General features: G+C 43.3%; 16 protein-coding genes. 5 read left to right on the top strand and 11 right to left on the bottom strand.

Annotation, left to right across the window (positions count from 1 at the left end; all coding sequences use genetic code 11):
• Positions 1 to 121 precede the first annotated feature (121 nt).
• From cydB to ACE38W_RS09815, 3 genes are all read right to left on the bottom strand, one after another.
• Positions 122 to 1156 (bottom strand): cytochrome d ubiquinol oxidase subunit II, encoded by a 1035-nt coding sequence (gene cydB / locus ACE38W_RS09825; RefSeq protein WP_375830471.1) that lies wholly within the window; start codon positions 1154 to 1156, stop codon positions 122 to 124.
• A 10-nt stretch (positions 1157 to 1166) separates the two neighbouring features.
• Entirely contained in the window at positions 1167 to 2561 is a 1395-nt protein-coding gene (locus ACE38W_RS09820; protein WP_375830468.1) for a cytochrome ubiquinol oxidase subunit I, read from the bottom strand.
• 256 nt (positions 2562 to 2817) lie between these two features.
• Positions 2818 to 3828: an NAD(P)-dependent alcohol dehydrogenase gene (locus tag ACE38W_RS09815; protein WP_375830466.1), complete on the bottom strand. Its 1011-nt coding sequence runs from the start codon at positions 3826 to 3828 to the stop codon at positions 2818 to 2820.
• A 114-nt stretch (positions 3829 to 3942) separates the two neighbouring features.
• On the opposite strand from ACE38W_RS09815, the gene ACE38W_RS09810 reads away from it, so the two are divergent.
• Complete coding sequence (locus ACE38W_RS09810) at positions 3943 to 4332, top strand: winged helix-turn-helix transcriptional regulator (protein ID WP_375830465.1); 390 nt, start codon at positions 3943 to 3945, stop codon at positions 4330 to 4332.
• A 35-nt stretch (positions 4333 to 4367) separates the two neighbouring features.
• Here the strand turns inward: ACE38W_RS09810 and ACE38W_RS09805 are convergent, their stop codons facing one another.
• Genes ACE38W_RS09805 through ACE38W_RS09775 form a run of 7 tightly spaced genes read right to left on the bottom strand, consistent with a single transcriptional unit; the run spans position 4368 to position 13675 of the window.
• Positions 4368 to 7754: an ATP-binding protein gene (locus ACE38W_RS09805; RefSeq protein WP_375830464.1), complete on the bottom strand. Its 3387-nt coding sequence runs from the start codon at positions 7752 to 7754 to the stop codon at positions 4368 to 4370.
• Positions 7735 to 8322, bottom strand: a complete 588-nt coding sequence (locus tag ACE38W_RS09800; protein WP_375830462.1) for a DUF4194 domain-containing protein — start codon at positions 8320 to 8322, stop codon at positions 7735 to 7737. Before ACE38W_RS09800 ends, ACE38W_RS09805 begins: the two co-directional genes overlap by 20 nt.
• A gap of 5 nt (positions 8323 to 8327) precedes the next feature.
• Entirely contained in the window at positions 8328 to 9791 is a 1464-nt protein-coding gene (locus ACE38W_RS09795; RefSeq protein WP_375830459.1) for a DUF3375 domain-containing protein, read from the bottom strand.
• 30 nt (positions 9792 to 9821) lie between these two features.
• Positions 9822 to 10730 carry a bestrophin family protein gene (locus ACE38W_RS09790; RefSeq protein WP_375830457.1) on the bottom strand — a complete coding sequence of 303 codons (909 nt, stop codon included), beginning with the start codon at positions 10728 to 10730 and terminating at the stop codon, positions 9822 to 9824.
• Between the two features lie 10 nt (positions 10731 to 10740).
• A complete protein-coding gene (locus tag ACE38W_RS09785; protein ID WP_375830456.1) occupies positions 10741 to 11442 on the bottom strand; it encodes a LytR/AlgR family response regulator transcription factor in 702 nt (233 codons plus the stop codon).
• The gene (locus ACE38W_RS09780; protein WP_375830455.1) at positions 11439 to 12452 is read right to left on the bottom strand and encodes a sensor histidine kinase; all 1014 of its coding nucleotides are present in this window, start codon (positions 12450 to 12452) and stop codon (positions 11439 to 11441) included. Before ACE38W_RS09780 ends, ACE38W_RS09785 begins: the two co-directional genes overlap by 4 nt.
• A gap of 35 nt (positions 12453 to 12487) precedes the next feature.
• Positions 12488 to 13675 (bottom strand): acyltransferase family protein, encoded by a 1188-nt coding sequence (locus tag ACE38W_RS09775; RefSeq protein ID WP_375830454.1) that lies wholly within the window; start codon positions 13673 to 13675, stop codon positions 12488 to 12490.
• A gap of 253 nt (positions 13676 to 13928) precedes the next feature.
• On the opposite strand from ACE38W_RS09775, the gene ACE38W_RS09770 reads away from it, so the two are divergent.
• Entirely contained in the window at positions 13929 to 14534 is a 606-nt protein-coding gene (locus ACE38W_RS09770; protein ID WP_375830453.1) for a redoxin domain-containing protein, read from the top strand.
• On the opposite strand, the gene ACE38W_RS09765 is transcribed toward ACE38W_RS09770, so the two are convergent.
• The gene (locus ACE38W_RS09765) at positions 14531 to 15817 is read right to left on the bottom strand and encodes a serine hydrolase domain-containing protein (RefSeq protein ID WP_375830451.1); all 1287 of its coding nucleotides are present in this window, start codon (positions 15815 to 15817) and stop codon (positions 14531 to 14533) included. The two genes, ACE38W_RS09770 and ACE38W_RS09765, sit on opposite strands and share 4 nt — an antisense overlap.
• A gap of 458 nt (positions 15818 to 16275) precedes the next feature.
• Here ACE38W_RS09765 and ACE38W_RS09760 point away from each other — a divergent pair, with 458 nt between their 5' ends.
• The 3 genes from ACE38W_RS09760 to ACE38W_RS09750 all read left to right on the top strand — a co-directional run bounded on the left by ACE38W_RS09760 (position 16276) and on the right by ACE38W_RS09750 (position 19362).
• The gene (locus ACE38W_RS09760) at positions 16276 to 16944 is read left to right on the top strand and encodes a LuxR C-terminal-related transcriptional regulator (protein ID WP_375830449.1); all 669 of its coding nucleotides are present in this window, start codon (positions 16276 to 16278) and stop codon (positions 16942 to 16944) included.
• Between the two features lie 262 nt (positions 16945 to 17206).
• Positions 17207 to 17596 carry a type VI secretion system tube protein TssD gene (gene tssD, locus ACE38W_RS09755; protein WP_375830448.1) on the top strand — a complete coding sequence of 130 codons (390 nt, stop codon included), beginning with the start codon at positions 17207 to 17209 and terminating at the stop codon, positions 17594 to 17596.
• A 14-nt stretch (positions 17597 to 17610) separates the two neighbouring features.
• Complete coding sequence (locus ACE38W_RS09750) at positions 17611 to 19362, top strand: type VI secretion system Vgr family protein (protein ID WP_375830446.1); 1752 nt, start codon at positions 17611 to 17613, stop codon at positions 19360 to 19362.
• The last annotated feature ends 4 nt before the right edge of the window (positions 19363 to 19366 follow it).

Here is a 19366-nt window from a genome sequence, read left to right as displayed (position 1 = left end):
AGGCAAATTATTTCCGGAGTTCGGGGATTTGAGGTTTCGCCACCGGCGAAACCTCAAATCCCCGAACTTTTTTAGCTTCACCTTTGGTGAAGCTAAAAAAGTTCGGAAAAGATATATATGTCTAATAACTCATCTCATTTAACTTCACCTTACCTCTAAACGTCCAGAAAACAAATACCGTATAAGACAATACCAACGGCGTTCCTATCGCAGCAATCAGCAGCATAATCTTTAATGATTTATTGGAAGACGCAGCCTGATATATACTGATACTATTCGCCGGATTTGTAGACGAAATCACAATGTTAGGATATAAACCTATCGCAAATAATATCAACAAACACGACATGATAATGCAGCTGAAAAGAAAGGCTGTCAGGTAATTGCGGGCATCTACATTACGTTTTATATTTAATAGTGTAAACACTGCAATCATTGGCAGTATAAACAATTCAGGATGATTCTTGAATGCTAACGTCATATGGGGTATATATATCAGTGTAGCCATTGACGTTAGTATAAAGCAAAGTATGAAAAACTTACTGCAATTGTTTACCAGTATCGTTAGTTTGGCATACAAACGATGTTCTGTTTTCATGACTAGATAAATAGCACCATGTAACATGAACAAAGCCAATGTGGTAAAGGCTATGAGTAAAGAGTATGGGTTGAAAAAAGTTAGTAGGTTGCCAGTAAATTCCCGCTGACTATTAATCGGTAAACCATGTATCAGGTTGCCTAATACCAGGCCCAATAGAAACGTGATTAATATACTGGACACACAGTAACTGATATCCCACATTTTGCGCCACCACTTCCAGGGTTCCTTACTCCTGAATTCTATGGAGATAGCCCTGAAAATCAGCGCCACGAGGAATAACATGAAAGGAATGTAAAACGTGGAAAATATTACGCCGTAAACCAGAGGGAAGCCCGCAAATAAAGCACCACCGGCAATTACCAGCCATACTTCGTTTCCGTCCCAAACAGGGCCGATAGCATTTAATACCAGCCTGCGACTCTCTTCTTTATTAAAAAATAAGTGTAAGGCACCGGCGCCAAGGTCGAACCCATCCAGCATACCATAGCCAGTGATCAAGCCACCAATTACCAGGAACCACCAGGTTGGAAGATCTATTCCGAGTATTGTTTCCATGCAGATTTATTTAAGCGGGTACATTAGATGTATAGAAAGAATCGTCGTCGTTGTTGTTGTCGCTATTGTCGGATTGGACGGCTGTAACATCAGGGCCATGCGCGATTTTGCGTGTCAGCAGGAAGATGAACAACGTGAATAACAATAAATATACGAACGTAAACAGCACCAGCGAAAACACGACTTCATCGGCAGTAACTTTTTTGGAAAGTGCATCTGAAGTACGCAATAATCCATATACCACCCATGGCTGACGGCCTACTTCTGCGGCGTACCATCCCAGCTGGTTGGCTATCTGCGGCAGCATTACGGAAAACACGAATATCCACATCAGCCATTTGGTATTGAATAGCTTTTTGCGCCACAAGAGGAAAACGGCTAATAAAGTGAGTCCTATTAATGTGATGCCTATAGCCACCATGAAATGATAGGTCTGGAATACGAAATTCACAGCGCCTGGCCTGTCTTGCGGAGGCGTGGCCCTCAAACCCTGTACTGGCGCGCTAAAGCTGCCATGCGTCAGGAAGGAAAGCCCGCCCGGTATCTTAAGGCCTGTGGTTTTCTCCTCTTTATTATTGACCCAACCCATGATATACATGTCCGCAACGGCAAGACTATCATAATGTCCTTCCATAGCGGCGAGTTTAGCTGGTTGGTATTTGCTGACATATTCCGCTGAGCGATGACCAGTGAATAGTTGTGCTAACGCCGCAATGGTAGCCACTCCTAATCCTATTTTGAACATGGCCTTTGCATGAGAAACAAATCTGTTTTTTACTATATAGAACGCACCCACGCTAATAACTAAAAAGGCGCCGGAGAGGAAAGAACCTATGACCACATGTGAAAAACGGTCCCAGGAAGAAGGATTGTTGACCATCTCCCAGAAATCTGTAACCACCGCTCTGGCGGCCAGATCGTGGCCTTCTATGACGAAGCCGGCAGGCGTTTGCTGCCAGGAATTCGCAATAACAATCCATAGTGCAGAGAATATAGATCCCAACGCCACCATTATGGTTGCAAAGAAGTGAACGCCCTTCCCTACCTTATTCCAGCCGAATAGCAATACCCCTAAAAATGCGGATTCCATAGCAAATGCGAAAATCCCCTCTGCCGCCAATGCGCTGCCAAAGATATCTCCTACATAATGTGAATAAGTAGCCCAGTTGGTACCGAATTCAAATTCCATCACAATACCGGTCGCCACGCCTATACCAAATATCAGCGCGAAGATCTTTATCCAGAACCTGGTAATATCTTTATAAACGGGAAGCCCTGTTTTGAGATATAGTGATTCCATGATTACCAAACATACGCCCAGCCCAATGCTTAGCGGAGGATAGATGTAGTGAAACGCCACGGTGAAGGCGAATTGTATGCGAGAAAGGATTTCTACTGACGGCATAATTTGTACGAATATTTTACAAAGTTATTCCCGGTCTGCACTCACGAACCTGACGTTTATCATGTTTACTAAATTTAACTTAATTCGGGGCCAAAAGCAAAATATAAACCTCCTTATCAGCTAGCAATATTGTGGTAAAAGATATCGTGCCGTTTCCTTTCCATTTACACGATACCTTCAGCATGGGGGAAATGGAAAGGGTTTCACCCGCCCTCAGCGGATGAAACCCTTTCCTGAAAAATATAAGGCAGTAATCTTACGCCAATTTCACAACAACCTTCCCAAAGCTCTTCGCACTTTCCAATTGATAAAATGCTTCCTGCACATTTTCTAAGTCATAAACACTACCCACAATAGGTTTCACATTATTAGCCTCAAAAGCACGCGTCATTTGCAGGAAGCTTTCCTTATTCCCAACAGAGAAAGCTTGTATCCTTGGATAGTTCTGCATTAGCGTCAGAAAATCCAAAGGCAATGCAAAGCCAGATATAAACCCAACCAGGCCCACAAATCCATTATAGGCCAGCGCCTTAATAGAATTGTTGATAGTGCTGCTGCCCACAACATCTATTGTTGCCTGCACACCTTTGCCTTGTGTCAGTCGTTTTACCTCTTCATGCCATTCCGGATGCTGTTTGTAGTTAATAACTTCTGTTGCTCCCAGTGCCTTCAGTTTTTCCACTTTGCTTTCATCGCCGGTGGTAGCGATGACTTTAGCGCCCGCCATCCGGGCAATTTGTAAGGCAAACAAGGATACACCGCCTGTTCCCTGCGTAAGCACTGTATCACCAGGTTTAATGCCAGCATATTGCATTAATCCAGACCAGGCTGTTAAGCCGGCAACAGGGAAAGTAGCGGCTTCCACACTGCTCAAATGAGCAGGAGTTGGTACCAACGCATATTCAGGAATAACGTAATATTCGGATAATACACCCAGCGCATTCACTCCCGTGCGGGTTTTATTCGCCTGCGGCGTTATCGGGCCATTTTGCCACAATTGATTAAAATGAGTAATAACTCTGTCGCCAGCCTTCCAGGCAGTAACCTTGCTACCAGTAGATACTACCACGCCAGCGCCTTCTGAACCGGGTGTAAAAGGGAATGCCAGATCTTTTTTATATTCGCCTTTCACCAAGGCTAGTTCCAGGAAGTTGAGAGATGCAGCTTCCACTTTGATCAATACATCATAATCGCCAGGAACCGGCATAGGAACTTCATTGAGCTTAAGTTGATCTATTCCAAACTGATTTATCTGAATTGTCTTCATAAATAGTAATTTTATGAAGCAAAATTGAGGGGTATATACACATGAGTCAAGTATGTACCATTTAGAAACCTACTTTCCAGCTAGGTAGTATTGTTGATAATCAATGCCAAAAAAATGAAAAAATCTGAAAAAAATATTAACCCATCCCCTGTTTGCGCGGTAGACTATGCCTTTCAGCGCATCGGAGGAAAGCATAAAGGCAGGCTGTTATACCATCTTGCGGGTGGCACCAAACGCTACGGAGAACTTGGCCGCCGCCTCACTGGTATCACTCCTAAAATGCTGACGCAGGTATTAAGAGAATTGGAAGAAGATGGGCTGATATCCAGACAGGTATACCTGGAAGTACCACCCAAAGTAGAATACTCGCTGACAGCTACTGGCAGAGAACTGATACCCTTTATTATGCTGCTGGCAGAGTGGGGTCGTACAAAAATTTTAGAGGATGGACATGAATGTTATCCATTCATAGTACCAGCAATAGAAAACGCCGATACACTATAAGATATCGGCGTTTTCTATTTAGTGATATCATTCAATCAGGCCATAGCCATAGATTCGAATTCTTTTTTACGTTCGCGGTACTCCTCCATTGTGAAGTTATATACCACTGAATCACGCTTGTTTTTGTTAGCCACAAAGTGACAGGCATGAATATATGGTTCAGCAATATTCAATTTATCCAGCGGCGTTACTACCAGTAATTGCAGATTGAGCTGTCCGCAATACTCCATCAGATAGTGACTCTTCTCAGGGTCCAGCTTACTGAAAGCCTCATCCACCGTGATGAAACGCAGGCTCCTATGTTGTCTGTTGGCCTCATTGATACCGAATTGGTAAGCAATAGCGGCGCCCAGAATAGTATAGGTAAACTGGGCTTTCTCTCCACCAGACAAGCTCGCAGTATCTTCATAATACTTAAATGCCTTGTTATCGGCGATGTAGTATTCTTTGGCACCGAAGTCGAGCCAGTTGCGGACGTCCGTCACTTTACGTCTCCAGGCCTCATTTTGTTGCAGTTCAGTGATCAGGGTTTGTATGTTCTGGAAGAGTTGCTCACCATAGGCTGCATCTTTTTCTGTTTGGTACTTTAGGGTATCAGGAACTGCATTGCTGAGTTTCTCTTTAAAATTCCTGATTTCCACATCACGTACATGTCTGCATTCCAGTTGCAGGTAAGTATCCGGGTTCTTGTTGAATGTGATATTACGCAGTGGTTCATTCAGGTCTTCCATTACCTCACGGATGGCATCTTCTTGTCCGTATATCCATGCACGGTAGTTGGTGATTGCATTGAGCATACTGGTATCCATGTATTTACGGAAACGCTCTTTATGTTCAATCAGGCGCTGGTATTTGATTTGCTCGTATAGAGAAATGAACTCATGAAGATATTCCACATGTGCGCGCAAGTCTGTAACATCGCCGAGCCAGTCAGGGAAGGTATCGTGAATAGTTTTAGGTGGATTCACGAAGGCAGCCAGGAGTCTGGTAATTTCTGTCTGTTTCTCTGAGCTGTTGCGCTGTGCTTCTTTCAATGAAACGTTCAGATTTTCTTCTGCACGTTTACGATAGTTATATAACTGAGCAGCAGATGTTGCCGGCGTTGTGATAGCCAGTTCCGTGAGGAAGTCGATAGCTTTTTGCAGGGCGGTTTCGTCTGTATTGGTGACCTTCAGCTGCGTATAATAGTTTTGCTTTTCTGTCAGTTTATTATCCAGGTGACCTTTTTGCTGTAGGGTATCCGCTTTGGCATCTTCCTGTTCTCTGATGGCCGCAGTGGCTTCATCCAGCTGCTCACAGATCACTTTATACTTATCGCTGGCTTGCAGCAGGGTTTCTTTTTCGCGTGTATGCGTTTCAATTACGGCTGCATGTTGTTGCCAGCTGATGTCGTCATAATTGCGCTGGGTGAGGAATGCGCTCAATACAGTTTGCATGGCGCCCAACTCTTTGCGAGTGGTTTCGAGCTCGTTGAGGCTTGATTGCAGCTCATTAATAGCGGCATCGCATTCATCCATGTCCTCTTTCAGGAGGCGAAGTTTAGCCTTGTTATTCCAACCTAATACGAAGTTATTACGCTGTGATTTGCCTGGACGGTCATCTTTTTCATGTCGTGTAGCCTGTCGCGTTAGTCCATTGCTGGTAACGGCCTTGCGTGCACGGTTGAAGAGATTCATATCGTCTGTACAAACGAAATCAAACTGGTCTAGCAGCTGATTTTGCAGCCAGTCTTTAAATTCTGTACCTGGTTTGATTTCTATCTTCTGTAGCAGACTATCTTCTTCTTTGGGCATGCGTAGCATGGTATAGGATTCGTCTTCTACTTTGTGGTAGATCAGGCGTGTTTGCAGGTTGTTTTCGTTGATATGACGGTTGATACGCGTGATGTATCCTTCCGGTACCAGCAAACGTAGTGCAAAGTTGTGTAATACCTTTTCGATGGCGAATTCCCAGTGGGTTTCGTCTTCTTTAACGCGAAGGAGTTCTCCGGCAAAAGGCAGCTCTTCTTCTGGAACATCCAGCATATCTGCCAGCTGCTGACGAATACGAATCAGCTCATAGGGAATATTATTTTTCCTGTTGAGTAAAGATTCTATTTCTTCATTGAGGGTGGCTGCGTGGTTCTTTTCTGCTGTCAGATTGCTTTTATGTAGAAATATATCTTCTTGCAGATTTTCCAGTTGTTTGCCAATGCCTTTCAGTTGTTTTTCAGCGCCTTTGAGATTTTCGTGAAACTGTTGCTCATCAGGAGATGCTGTCAGGTTCAGTCTTTCCGCCAGTTTATTATAATCATCCATTTTGCTGCGCTTAGCTTCCAGCGACTTCTGCTCATAGTGGATGGTTTTTTCGATGGAGCGCAGCTGTTCATCGACGCTGCTGTTGGCCTTTTGGGCAATCAGTTCGTCTTTGCGGAGATGTAGCTTTTCCAGTTTTGTATTGACGCCGGATAAGGTGCTGGCGGTAACTTCCAGCTCCTGCTGCAGTTGATGTATTTCCTGTTGGAGCAGTTCCCTTTCCTGTTTGTTAAAATAGCCTGGAAGCGTGTCTTGCAAGGAAAGCAGCTCTCTGCCTTTGTTTTGAAGCTTTTCCCATTCTTCACGTTGCTGAACGATAGGCTCTAGCATCTGCAACTGCATTTCATCTTTTTGTATAGCACGATGGCTGGAAAGCAGACTGTCGTAGTTTTCACGTAGCTTGAGGAATTCCGCTTCACTATCTGTTTCTTCCAGCATATGCTGGCGTATAAAAGTGTTCAGATCTCCCAATACCTTAATACCAACAGTTTGGTTAAACAAAGCCAGTGCTTTTTCACTTCTCAATCCGAAGATGTTACTGAACATCGAAGCATATTCCTTGAAGCTGTCTGTCACTTCTGTTTTAGGGAATTCCATGCGCAGGCGTTTTTTCCAATCGCCTTTTGCATCAAATTTTCCGTTGCCGAAATGGTCGTTGATATTGAGTTTATGAGGAGATACAATGTATTGGCGTTTCAACTCTCCGGCATACCATCTTACTTGTGCGAGGGTAATGGTATGCATGGTAGCAGCGTTGTAGAAATATGCCAGCAGTACGGAGTACGGGTTCTGGTCTTTATGGCGCAGCTGCTCTGTTTTGGATTGTAAAGATTCTTCGGAGAATGTTTTACCGTAATATCCCCAGAAGTAGGATTCTTCGCCACGATCGCGGCGTTGTTCCGTTCCGGAGGATTGGTTATAAAAGCGTTTGCCCGATGGTACCAGTAATGTCAGCAGGGCATCGATGAGCGTGGTTTTACCGCTACCATTGGCGCCTGTTAACAGCGAGGTGTTACCATTCGTGTTTACACGATATATTTTATTATGAAAGGTACCCCAGTTATATACTTCGAAATATTGTAAACGGAATCCACTTTCCTGCGCTTCACTATTGAATAGGGTTGACATGCAAGTTTAGTTTAGTTTTAATTTCTTCCAGCTTTTCGTTATTCACGATTGCTTTGATTACACGTTTTACTTCATACTGCTGCAATTCTTTATTGGCAACATCTTCCCTTGAAATACGAAGGATACCTATGGATAACAGACTATTGATAGGTTTGTTAAGATCTTTCAGCATTTTAGAGCGGTTATGGCGCTCTTTGAAGAACAGCGCGAGGCGTTCCTTGATTTCTTTCTGTGTGAGGAAAAGCTTGGTGCCATTGCCTTTCAGGTCAAATTCTTCCAGGGCTTCCCTTAATACGATGCAAAGCAAGGTGGCCTCGTAGGTCAGTTTTGCCTTACGCATAAGTCTTGGCAATGATTTTTCACCATCTTCACTCTCGGGCTGTACGATGCGTGCGAAGCCATCTGCTTCGTTGATAACCAGCTGCAGGCCTACCTGTTGCAGGTATTTGTGTAGTTCGGTTTGCCAGGAAAGCAGATCTTTCCAGTAACTGCGCTCTTCTTCGTAAACGGTTCCCTGCATTAGCTTCAGGAACACATGTGCAAAGGGCGCTATATTTCGTTCAGACATAAAGGTTAGTTTTTGCTGTTGGTAAACAATACCATTGGCAGGTTAATGATACGGTTACCAAGTTTAACAGGGTCCGGTGTTTCTAGTATGATATGGGAAGATGACTGGCTGGCGATGGCGAAATAGGTGATCAGCTCTGTGAGCCCTTTTTCAGTACCATAGATGTCTACCAGTTCTTTCAGACTTACCTGTTTTTTATTTTCAAGTTGTTGTTGAATACGGTCTTCGAGTTGTGTACGGTCTATATGGAAATGATTGAATAACGCTTGCATATCCTCCATGGAATAGTCGTCGCCACCTACGCCTTCAGGCAACTGGAAGGTAGGAGGAATTGTTTTTTCGTCTGCCATTTCCCATCTGTCTGGCAGGTCAATTTCCGGATCTTCTTCAATTTCGATGAAGCATTCTTCATTGGGGTGGTTGCCTAAAGCCTGGAAGGCGAGCAATCGGATGTCGTTGATCAGCTCTATGGTTTTGCGGCGTTCGGTCATATTTTTTTCATTGAGTACGCGACTGAGTTTATCGCTCAGTTTTTTATTGGCATCAATTACTTTTTTGCCCGAGGCGTGTAGGAACTGTTTCAGCTTTTTGAGGAAGCGATCATTTTTGAATTCAATATCGCGGTCATCCATCAGTTCGTAGAGCTTTTCTATGAGCTCACGCATTTCATTCTGTTTATTTTCGTCCATAAGGAACTGCCAGAATGAGTAGAAGCTTTTTCCCTGATCTTTCTGGCGAAGCGCCTCGAAGGAGTCCAGGGTATAGGCCAGCAGCGTGCCTTTGGCTACATCGCGTTCACTTTGTTTGCGATAAATTTCCTGGGTAATCTGCTCAAAATTGCCTTCTACTTCTTTGAAGTCGCCCAGCAATTCTCTGGCCATGCGGTTTACGTCGTATACCCTTTCTTTGATTTGGGTATCGTCGAATACCTGCACTTTACCGGTAATGCTGATGGCTTGTATTTCTTGTTCTATCTCAAATTTTTTCCTTTCAAGTTCCTGGATACGCTGTTGCGGATCTTTATTGCTTTGATCTACCAGTTCTTTTAGTTTGGAAAAAATATCTTTAAATCGGCTTTCTGTGCCAACAAATTCTCTTTTTTGGAGGGTGGAAACGAAGTTCAATACTTTTTCTGTATCGCTGCTAAGTTCATGGATGTCCACGCCATCGTCGTCAGGGTATTTCCTGAGAAATCCCTGGTTACTCCATTGGTCAATATATTTTCTGGCTTTAATATCGTCGTCTTCCAGCAGGCTGTTAGCGTCTATTTCATCATCTGTAGCGCGGTAACCGGTGAGGCTGAGGTAATCTGACAAGCGTGTAACCAGTTCAGCATTGGTGATGATTGTCTGGTTTTTCTCTTTAAATACCGAATGAAAAAATGACAACATCAAGGGAGCACTGCGTGCCCGTAGTATCTTGAGGGTTACTGACTGGGCAAACAGAATACATAATTGGTCGTACGTCATGGGGTAAAAATAAGCAAAAAAGATATTCCTTTACATGATGTAAAGGCCATTTGCACGGGCTTCCACGGGAGCGGGTATCTCTGGTTCTCCCAGGGCTTGTAACAGATTGATTTCTATGTTACGGGTAATACTGTCCAGCGGCATGGCCAGGGGACTAAATTCAAAGGGGTTCATTAGGGCAATACCATTCAGGTGGGTGCTGTGAAACACAAAGCCAAAGGCCCATCCAAATAAAATCGACCATGCGCCGATGGTTTCCGCCATCATCATCGTATTCATTATTACATAAAACCAGATGAACATCTTGGTAAAAAAGACATAATTGGGAGGGAAAACCGTGCTTTTTATACGCTCGGATTTTCCCATACTATCGGTATGTTTAATCAGGAGTTCGTTGATTTCCAGAAACTGGAATCCGTCTATGGTGCCGGTTTGCTTGAGTTTTTGTAAGTCGCGGGCTTGTAAGTTGAGGATGGCATTGGGGATATTGGTTTCTTTCCGGACTAGCTCAATATCTTCGGGGCTGAGGTATTGGTGGTAATAATTATCAGGACGATTGCGTAGCGCGGATTTCAGGGCATATAAGAAAGCCAGGTGCCGGTATACCATATTTCTGGCGGTGGTCTGGCGATGCTCAGCATTATCAGAGGAATAAAACTGAAGCAGGCATCGGGCCCATGACCGGGAGTCGTTTACCAGCCCTCCCCAGATGATGCGGGCCTCCCACCAGCGGTCGTAGGCCTGGTTATTATTGAAACCTACGAAAAAGGCAATCGCAGTACCCAATACCGCCGAAATAGACACGGGAATGGCTATATGAGATTTTAGCCAGAGGATATCCAGGTAGTATACAATGGTACAGCAAAGTAACAGTAACAAATCCACCTTCCAGGTGAAGGAAAATATCTGCATTAATGACAACCTGGACTTAATCAGCATAAGCGCAATTTTACTTTTTCAATAACCTGTTTTGCAGGATTTTTTCCATCGCTATTTCTTTCATTCCCCTGGAAAACGGTACAGTGGCCTTTCCCATCTCTACAATATTTCCATCGATACCGGTAATCTTCTTACTATTTACCACATATGACTTATGCGTCTGCACAAAATCTTTGCTGTTAATACTGTCAATCACGGATTTCAGGGTAGCATGGGTAATATATCGCTGATCGGCAGTGTATATATTCACATAGTTTTCCATGGCTTCCAGGTAAACGATATCCTCGCAAAAAATTTTAACCAGCTTTTCGTTGGTCTTTACGAATATATACGCCGGATCGGCCGGTATTGTTTGACTAAAACTTTCAAAAGCTCTGTTTGCCGCCTTTAAAAAACGCTCGAATGACACTGGTTTCAACAGATAATCCAGCACCTGTAGCTCGTATCCTTTGATGGCGTATTGCTCATAGGCTGTGATAAAAATAACTTTCGGCGGGTGGTCCAGACTTTGTAACAACTGTAGCCCGGTCACGTAAGGCATCTCAATATCTAAAAAAATTAAATCTACGGGCTGCTGACGTAGCAGGTTATTCAAACTAACTGCATCTTCGCAAACACCTACGAGCTCCAGGAAATCTACTTTTTCCACATAGCTGGCAATGCCTTTACGAGCCACTGGTTCATCATCTGTAATCACACATTTTATTTTCATAATATTATTTTTAGTGTGGCCGTATAATGGTCGCCGTTATAGCCGGCATTAAATTCGTGTTGGTTAGGATAAAGCAACACCAGCCTGCGTTGCAGGTTTTCCTGGCCTATGCCGCCGTTTTTGAAAACTTGTCTATTGGCAGGTACCGCGTTGCTGACATGAAACAACAGCTGCTTGTCTTCCAGTTTGGCGGAAATATTGATCCAGTAAGCGCCACCAGCATATTTAAAAGCATTTTCTACTAAAGGGAGTAACAGCAACGGATATACGGACTGATGCTGCAACCCCGGGTCAAAATCCACCTGTAACCGCAGGTGTTCATTCATTCTTTGTTGCTGCAGTTCTATAAAGGAGTGCAGGTATTGCAGCTCCTGCCCTATAGTCACGGTTTGACGTTGATCGTATAGCTGGTAGCGTAACAGCTCGGAAAGCTTTTCCACAGAGAGCTTGGCGGCCTGCACGCTTTCATCCATCTGGAAATAGATTGTATTCAGGGCGTTGAATAAAAAATGCGGATGGAACTGCGCCTTCAGAAAACGAAGCTCTGTATTGAGTTTGTCGTTACTGATTTTTTCCAGCAACAGCTGCTGTTCATAGTTTTTATGCAGCGATGCTGTAGCGCGGATTATCGCGTAATACAGCATCGCAAATAAGAGTGGTATTAAAGTGACATTCACGGTGTCGTACCATTGTAAGCCATTGTCGGTAAGGGCCACCATAGGGATGATCAGGCAATAGCTAATGAGTGTGATCACCAGGGCCACAAATCCATATTCTTTCCAAACTGGTAGTGGTATAATTTTTTGGGCCTGTTTCCTGGCTATCAATCGCATGGTACCGATGCAAACATAACCTGTGATAACGGTTACTCCGAGTTCTATGGCGGTGGTCATCCATGGGCGAAGCCAGAATCTCGTATCGGAAATGATATCATTGACCAGCCGGAGCGCTGCGTAAACAACCAATCCATAGACGGCCGGGAAAAGATATGTTTGCCAGATTTTTTTCATTCTTATTAAGATAACTAAAAAAATACTTTTTCTGATCAGGCTACGGCTGCTATTTCTGGTAGCAGCGTCTCTTTAGCTACTTTTTTCGTTTGAGGCTTCATACCAAATAAAAAACGCATAACAGGATATGGCCGTATGAGCAGGTGATAAAATATCATACTGGCGCCCAGACTGCAAATTACGATGAAGATGTACTTCATGCCGATGGTGTCTGTGGTTTTTACCGCATAGAAGGCGATGATGACGATAACTGTCTGGTGCAATATATAAAAGGGATAGATGGCCTGGTTGAGATAATCCTGAATAGGTAATTTTTTATTGAGATACTGTTTGCCATAGCCTACCAGCGCCAATACCCAGCACCAGGAATGCAGTGGCTGGCGAGCCAGATAGAGGTAAGTTGTCCAATTAGGATGTACATAGTCTGGCTCTATATTATTCCAGCGGAAGTAATTGATAAGTACCAGCAGGGAAAAGGCTGCCAGCAGGGAAAGGCGGCGGTTTCTCTGAAGACTGTCCATCAGTGCGGGTTGCAGCATACAGAGGAAACCACCGAGTAAGAAAGTCATCCAATAAGGGAAGAAGCAGTAATCATGCACCAGGTCATTGGTATCGGGATGCCCCAGGATAGTAGCCGCAAACCAGATAGTGGAAGGAACCATAATGAGATAGATCCTTTTTCCCTGTGCCAGCCAGGCCAGCTTATTGCGGAACCCCGCTGCCTTAGGAGAAATAATGTAAGAAAATAAAGGCGCCAGGATAATATCATATACTACCAGGTAGCAGATGAACCAGAGATGGTGCCAGCTGGTATTGCCCTGTGGATAAACTTTGAGCTGGAAGATGGAAGGGTAAAAATCCAGATAATTACCTTTAAAGCCCTGGTTGAGCCTTTCCAAATACACTTGTGGTGGTACTATTAGTAACATGCCCACCAGCAGCGGTATAAAGAGGCGGCGAAGACGCAGCAGTGTAAACTGGCCTGCACTGCGGTTTTGGAGCATAAACCAGGTAACGGTGCCACTGATAAAAAATAATAAATGCATACGGAAACGGCTTAGCCAGAAGCTGAACTCAGTTAATAAAGGACTGGAGGTCGCGTTATTAATATGCCAGGGGTTATCCACATTGAAAGGGCGGGCGGCATGGAATAGCAGTACGCCAATGATGGCGAAGATGCGGAGCCAATCGAGGTAAACTTGTCGGGATGATAAGGGTTGCATTGCTTTTGTTTTCACAAACATACCATGGTCTGGCCCCTGGGGGAGTTGCCATTTGACAAGTTGCAACCAGGTGTTGACGAAATGCAAAAGATTTTTTAGAGATGATCCCTTAGAAACTCAATATGTTATAAAATAATTACTCTATTAGTCTATAGAATTAGTAGGAAATTAAAATAATTGATCTATATTTGTTTCACAATTGGTAAGAAAACCTGTTGCAATCAATCAATCCAACCACTTAAAATATATCAGGATGTCTACATTATATCGTTACGCCGACTACCTACAGCAGCCTGTTCCGGAGAGCTTTCCAAAAACCGGGTATCACAGAGAGAAGATAGCGCCTTTTCAAGCGGGGCAGCGTTTTCCTGAGTTTTTCGTAGACAGATCCGATGTGATCCAGGATGCTGGGTTATTGACACAGGGGGCAAGTATTCACACTTTAACTTCGCAGCCACTGGTGGTGGTATATTATTCAATTCACTGGAACGGATATGCGGATGCGTTAGTAGAGCAATTAAAAGCATTACAGCCAGCTATAGAGGCGGCGGGCGCTAAATTACTGGTGGTTTCCAGCGAAGGAAGGCAGCCCTTTGAAAATGTAAATGGACAGGTGCCTTTTGATGTAGCTTTTGATACAGATAAAAATATTGCGCGTGCTTCGGGTATTTACAAAAAGTCTGATCCTATCTGGGGCTTTGTAGCAGGAGTAAACGAAGATGTACCGGTACCGGCAGCATTTATAATCACTCCTTCTCTGGAGATCAGGTATGCATTTGCAGATCTTTACCTGGAGAAACAATTACAGCCAGCGGAAATACTGGCTGCAATAGACAATCGTGTTGCTATCAGTGCTTAATCATTGATAGCTTGGTATACCAGGTTTTTAAATATCTCGTTCATATCTCCGTGAGAGGTTGGCCATACATTCGTATATATTAATCCAACGATTTTCTCTTTAGGATCGGCCCAATAGGTAGTGCAAAACATGCCACCCCATTGGAATACGCCGGCAGGCTGTAGCGACACTGCACTTCCTTTTTCTGTAGTCACTTTAAACCCAAGACCAAAGCAATTATACGGATCCCAGGCAACGGGAAGATCACCGGTTTGGTTCATTGTCATGATCCGAACAGTATTCCTGCTCAATATTCTTACACCATTATACACTCCTCCATTTATCAACATCTGCAAAAAGATGGCATAATCCTTTGTGGTAGACGATAATCCGCCACCACCTGAAAAGTACGTGCCATCAAATTTGGGATAGTCTGCCCATAGGTCTACTCCCTTCAGGCTAACGGATTTACCAATATTATGCACGGTATGTGTTGTAGGATCTTCCGTGTAAAGTGGTACCAGGCGTGATTTTTTATCTGCAGGAAGATAGAAATAAGTGTCATTCATACCCAATGGTTGAAAAAGGCGCTCCTGAAAAAACTGGTTTAATGACTTTCCAGATAAGACTTCCACTAGGTAGCCCAATACATCTACGCCAAGGCCATAGGTCCATTTTTCACCAGGATTATGCAGCAGCGGGAGTTTGCCAAGTATTCTCATTTTTTCTCCTACTACCATATTTTTCAGACCAACGCCTGCGATAAGGCCGGCTTTCGCGTAGATAGCGGTTTCCATAGGGCCGCCAATCTGTGCATAACCGATACCAGAAGTATGGGTGAAAAGATCGCGAACGGTAATTTCTCGTGTAGCCGGCACCGTTGTCCAGGTGGTATCCTTGCTATTGAACGTTTTGATTACCTGAGGATTAGCGAATTCAGGAATGTATTTAGACACCGGATCATCTAATTGAAATTTGCCTTCTTCGTATAGCATCATGGCTGCAACACTGGTGATGGCTTTGGTTTGGGAAGCTATCCTGAATATATTATCCGTTTTTTCAGGAATCTTTTTGTCGGTATCACTATAGCCGAAAGCCTTGTTGTACACGATTTTGCCGTCACGGATAACCATTGCAGTGGCACCATTGACAAAATTTTTCTTCACATAACTGTTGATAAGTGTATCGATCCTGGACAAGCGTTCGGCCGACATATGCGCTGCTTCAGGGGAAGTTGTGATGAGTTGCTGCCCTTGCATTTTGAGGCAGCCGAGTAATAAAAACGGGAACAGTATTCGTTTCATAGCGGAATTTTAGCAGGAGTCAAGATATAAATTGTTTCAGATACTTCGGAGCTATTAATTATAACTACTTGAAAAGTATAGGGTTTAATGGGTTTTTGGAGCATTCTAAAAATACCAACATCTAGGTATTTTATACTCACTGCTATTCATCTACTTTTGCGTTGAGCACTTAAAAAAATATTCAACTCATATAAAGAGTCATTTCCTTATTAGTTTTTTAATGATCGTAAAATCGGTCAATTACCCCCAAAATTTGGGTCTCGCCGTTATGGATGGGACCCAAACTGTTTTTATAAATTTCTGTTTACATTTGCAGAATTAGACCAAAAGAAAATCAACCACCTGTAAAAACCTCTTGCCATCAAGTCTGGAATCGTGAGCGTGTAGTAGATGGGCTTCACTATTGTTTTTTTCCCGCTTTGTCTTAATTGTATATGAACGTAGAATACGAGTCAAACATGTCAGGAGTATCGCTGGAGGAAAAGATAAAAGCATTGCAATCTATTGAAGATGAATTGCCGGCTGTTTTATTAATCCACAAATTTCCGGAAGGAGGAGTTGTGCATATGTCGCAACGGGGCTGTCACGCCCTCGGCTATACGCTGGAAGAAATCATCGCTTTGGGCCAGGAGTATTATCAGCGGGTATTCAATCCACAGGACGTAGAAGATTTTATACCAAGGATTAAGGAATTGGTAGAATCGCCTGCAGAAGAAGATAGGATCGTTTCCTTTTTTCAGCAGGTAAGACTGGCGGGCCGCGAGGATTATGAGTGGCATCTCAGCACTACGCGCGTGTTTTACCGGGATGAAGCCGGTCAGCCTACACACCTGATCACCTGCGCTATTCCTATTGATCCGCTCCATCATGTTACGAGCAAGCTGAAAAGACTGCTGAAAGAAAATACTTTCCTGCGCCAGCACCAGCATATTTATGCAGAACTTACCAAAAGAGAAAAAGAGATTTTGCGATTGACCGCGTTAGGTCATAGTGCCGGGGAAATGGCTAGGGAACTGCATATTTCAGAAAAAACTGTTGTCACCCACCGTAGAAATATCAAATCAAAAATTAATGCCGATTCTCTGTATGATCTCACGAAATTCGCTCAGGCATTCGATTTGATCTGATTTTGTCTGTATTTTTTTGTGAGAAGATGATATAATTTTAACAACGGGTTGTTGTGAGAAATTATTTTTCATTTTTTTTTAGTTAGATAGAAGCTTTGCCAATATAGCATTTACTGAGATTTTTATTTTTATTAAAACGATTTTCCTTTAATAGTAATTTTTTATAGGTTGATGTTTGAATAATGATAAAAATGTAATTTTAGTTTGATATCCTATTGATGGATATCCGTTAACCCAAGATTGTTTGTTAAACCATACTCCCATGTCATTTAAAGCTCGTTGTACAATTGACGGCCTGGATTTTAATGTTCTTGAATGCCGGTACTCCTTTCTTCAAAATACAGACAGCTGTGGCAGGCCTAATGCAAAAGCCCTGGCCAATCATATCGAACTGCTCCTGGAGTCTTCGTCTGACACCACTTTGCTGGATTGGATGATTAGCGATACCGTCACACATAGTGGCAGCATTGTTTTTTATCGGCGGGATGCTTTATCACGGCTGAAAGAACTGAAATTTTCAGATACTTACTGTATTGGCTATACGGAAAACTTCAATGCTGCCAACGAACAACCCATGCAGATAAAACTCATATTATCTGCCAGGAAAATACAAGTCAATAACAGCACCTACGAACATCAATGGCCAGCCTGATAAACTTTTTGCTTATGTCTGCAATAGTAATGATCTCCGTCATTATAGACGGTGAAAAGTATACGAATGTATTATCGCTACAACTGGAACAATACCTCCACCAGCCACATCGCTTTGAAGTGAAGCTTCCAGGCAACTGGCTTCAGTTACAGCAAACACCTGAAAAAGTTGTGAAAAAGCTGTTGGGGAAACAGCTGGAAATAAACATACAAACAGGGAATCAGGAAAAAAATACTTTCCGCGGATTGGTGATGAATGTCCAAACTAAGGCTACGGATACTGGCCATGGGAGTTGTATTATTAGTGGGTATAGCCCGGATATAAACTTGCATAATACTCCTGCAACAGCGATAATTGAAAATATAACTCCCGCTGATTTGGCGAAAAATTTTTCAGCTTCATTGAAAAAAACGAATATCAATCCGCAGGTAAATACTGAGATTCCTTATCTGCTACAGCATAATGAAACAAACCTTGAACTGCTGCAACGAATGGCTGCAAGACATAAAGAATGGTGCTTTTATGATGGTACGAGTTTTCATTTTGGTAACTACCAGCCGGCGTATATTTCCTTACAGGCCGGCGTGAACCTGTTGCATTTTGAACTAAAGGTTGCTATACCAGGCCCCGCACCACGCCTGCATTCCTACGACTACATGCAGGCTAATCAACAGTATAAAACGGTGAAGGAACTGCCCAAAGACATATACCTGCATTATTTATTTGATGAGGTAACTAAATTGAGCGATGCTTCCCAAACCCTACCTGTAGGCAGCTCTGAAGAATCCGAGGAAATATTAAACCACGTATCGAACGATCAGGAGCGAAAACTTTTTACTGAAGCTTTGCAGCTCACAGGAAATAGTATCCATGCGGGTATACGCCCTGGTGATATTATTCGCTTATCGACTGCGACAAAGGACCAGGCTTATGGCGATTTCAGAGTTGTCAGTGTGCAACATTTTGTGTCAGGAGATAATAGTTATTACAATGCCTTTAAAGCCTTATCCACAGCGGTTGCGGCACCAGGATATAACGTTGATGTATATCCTTGCTATGGGCAAAGTGCCGTAGTAACTGAAAATGAAGATCCTGAAAATTTAGGAAGAGTGAAAGTCAGGTATCAGTGGCAGACAACCGGAAGTTCCCCATGGATAAGAGTTCTGCAACCAATAGCAGGAAATGGAAAAGGATGGTATTTCCTTCCTGAAATAAATGAAGAAGTATGGATAAGCTATGAGCAACAGCATCCAGACAAGCCTTTTGTGGCAGGAACGTTCTATAATAATCAACAGCGGCCAGCGCCTGCAGCGATACAAAATAACCTGAAAGTAATAAGGAGTCGTAGTGGTCATACCATCACCATGGATGATACCGCCGGCGCAGAAAAAGTTAGCATTGCCGATAAGAGTGGCAACCAGATAGTAATGGACACCGCCAATGGCAATATGCTGTTGCAGTCGCCAGAGCTGCTAACATTGCATAGTAAAAACATTCTCGTGAAAACAGATGCAGCGTTGACTATGGCCGCATCAGGCGACATCTCTATGTCGGCAGCCAACAGTATTTACCAATATGCAACCGATGAATCTGTGTTGTCTGCAAGGAAAGCAAGTGTCATTACTGATAAGCAACTCATGTTATTTGCTAACGAGTTGAAAGCTGTTTCAGAAAATGCAGAGCTGCATTCTACCAAAGGGGATTTCCTGATTAAATCCGCGAAAGCCCTGCATATGCAAGGAGATGAGAAGATAAATATGCACTAAGAAC

This window comes from Chitinophaga sp. Hz27, from assembly GCF_042263525.1.
GTDB lineage: Bacteria > Bacteroidota > Bacteroidia > Chitinophagales > Chitinophagaceae > Chitinophaga.
The sequence above is the reverse complement of the archived record's forward strand: the minus strand, read 5'-3'. Positions and strand labels throughout refer to the sequence as shown.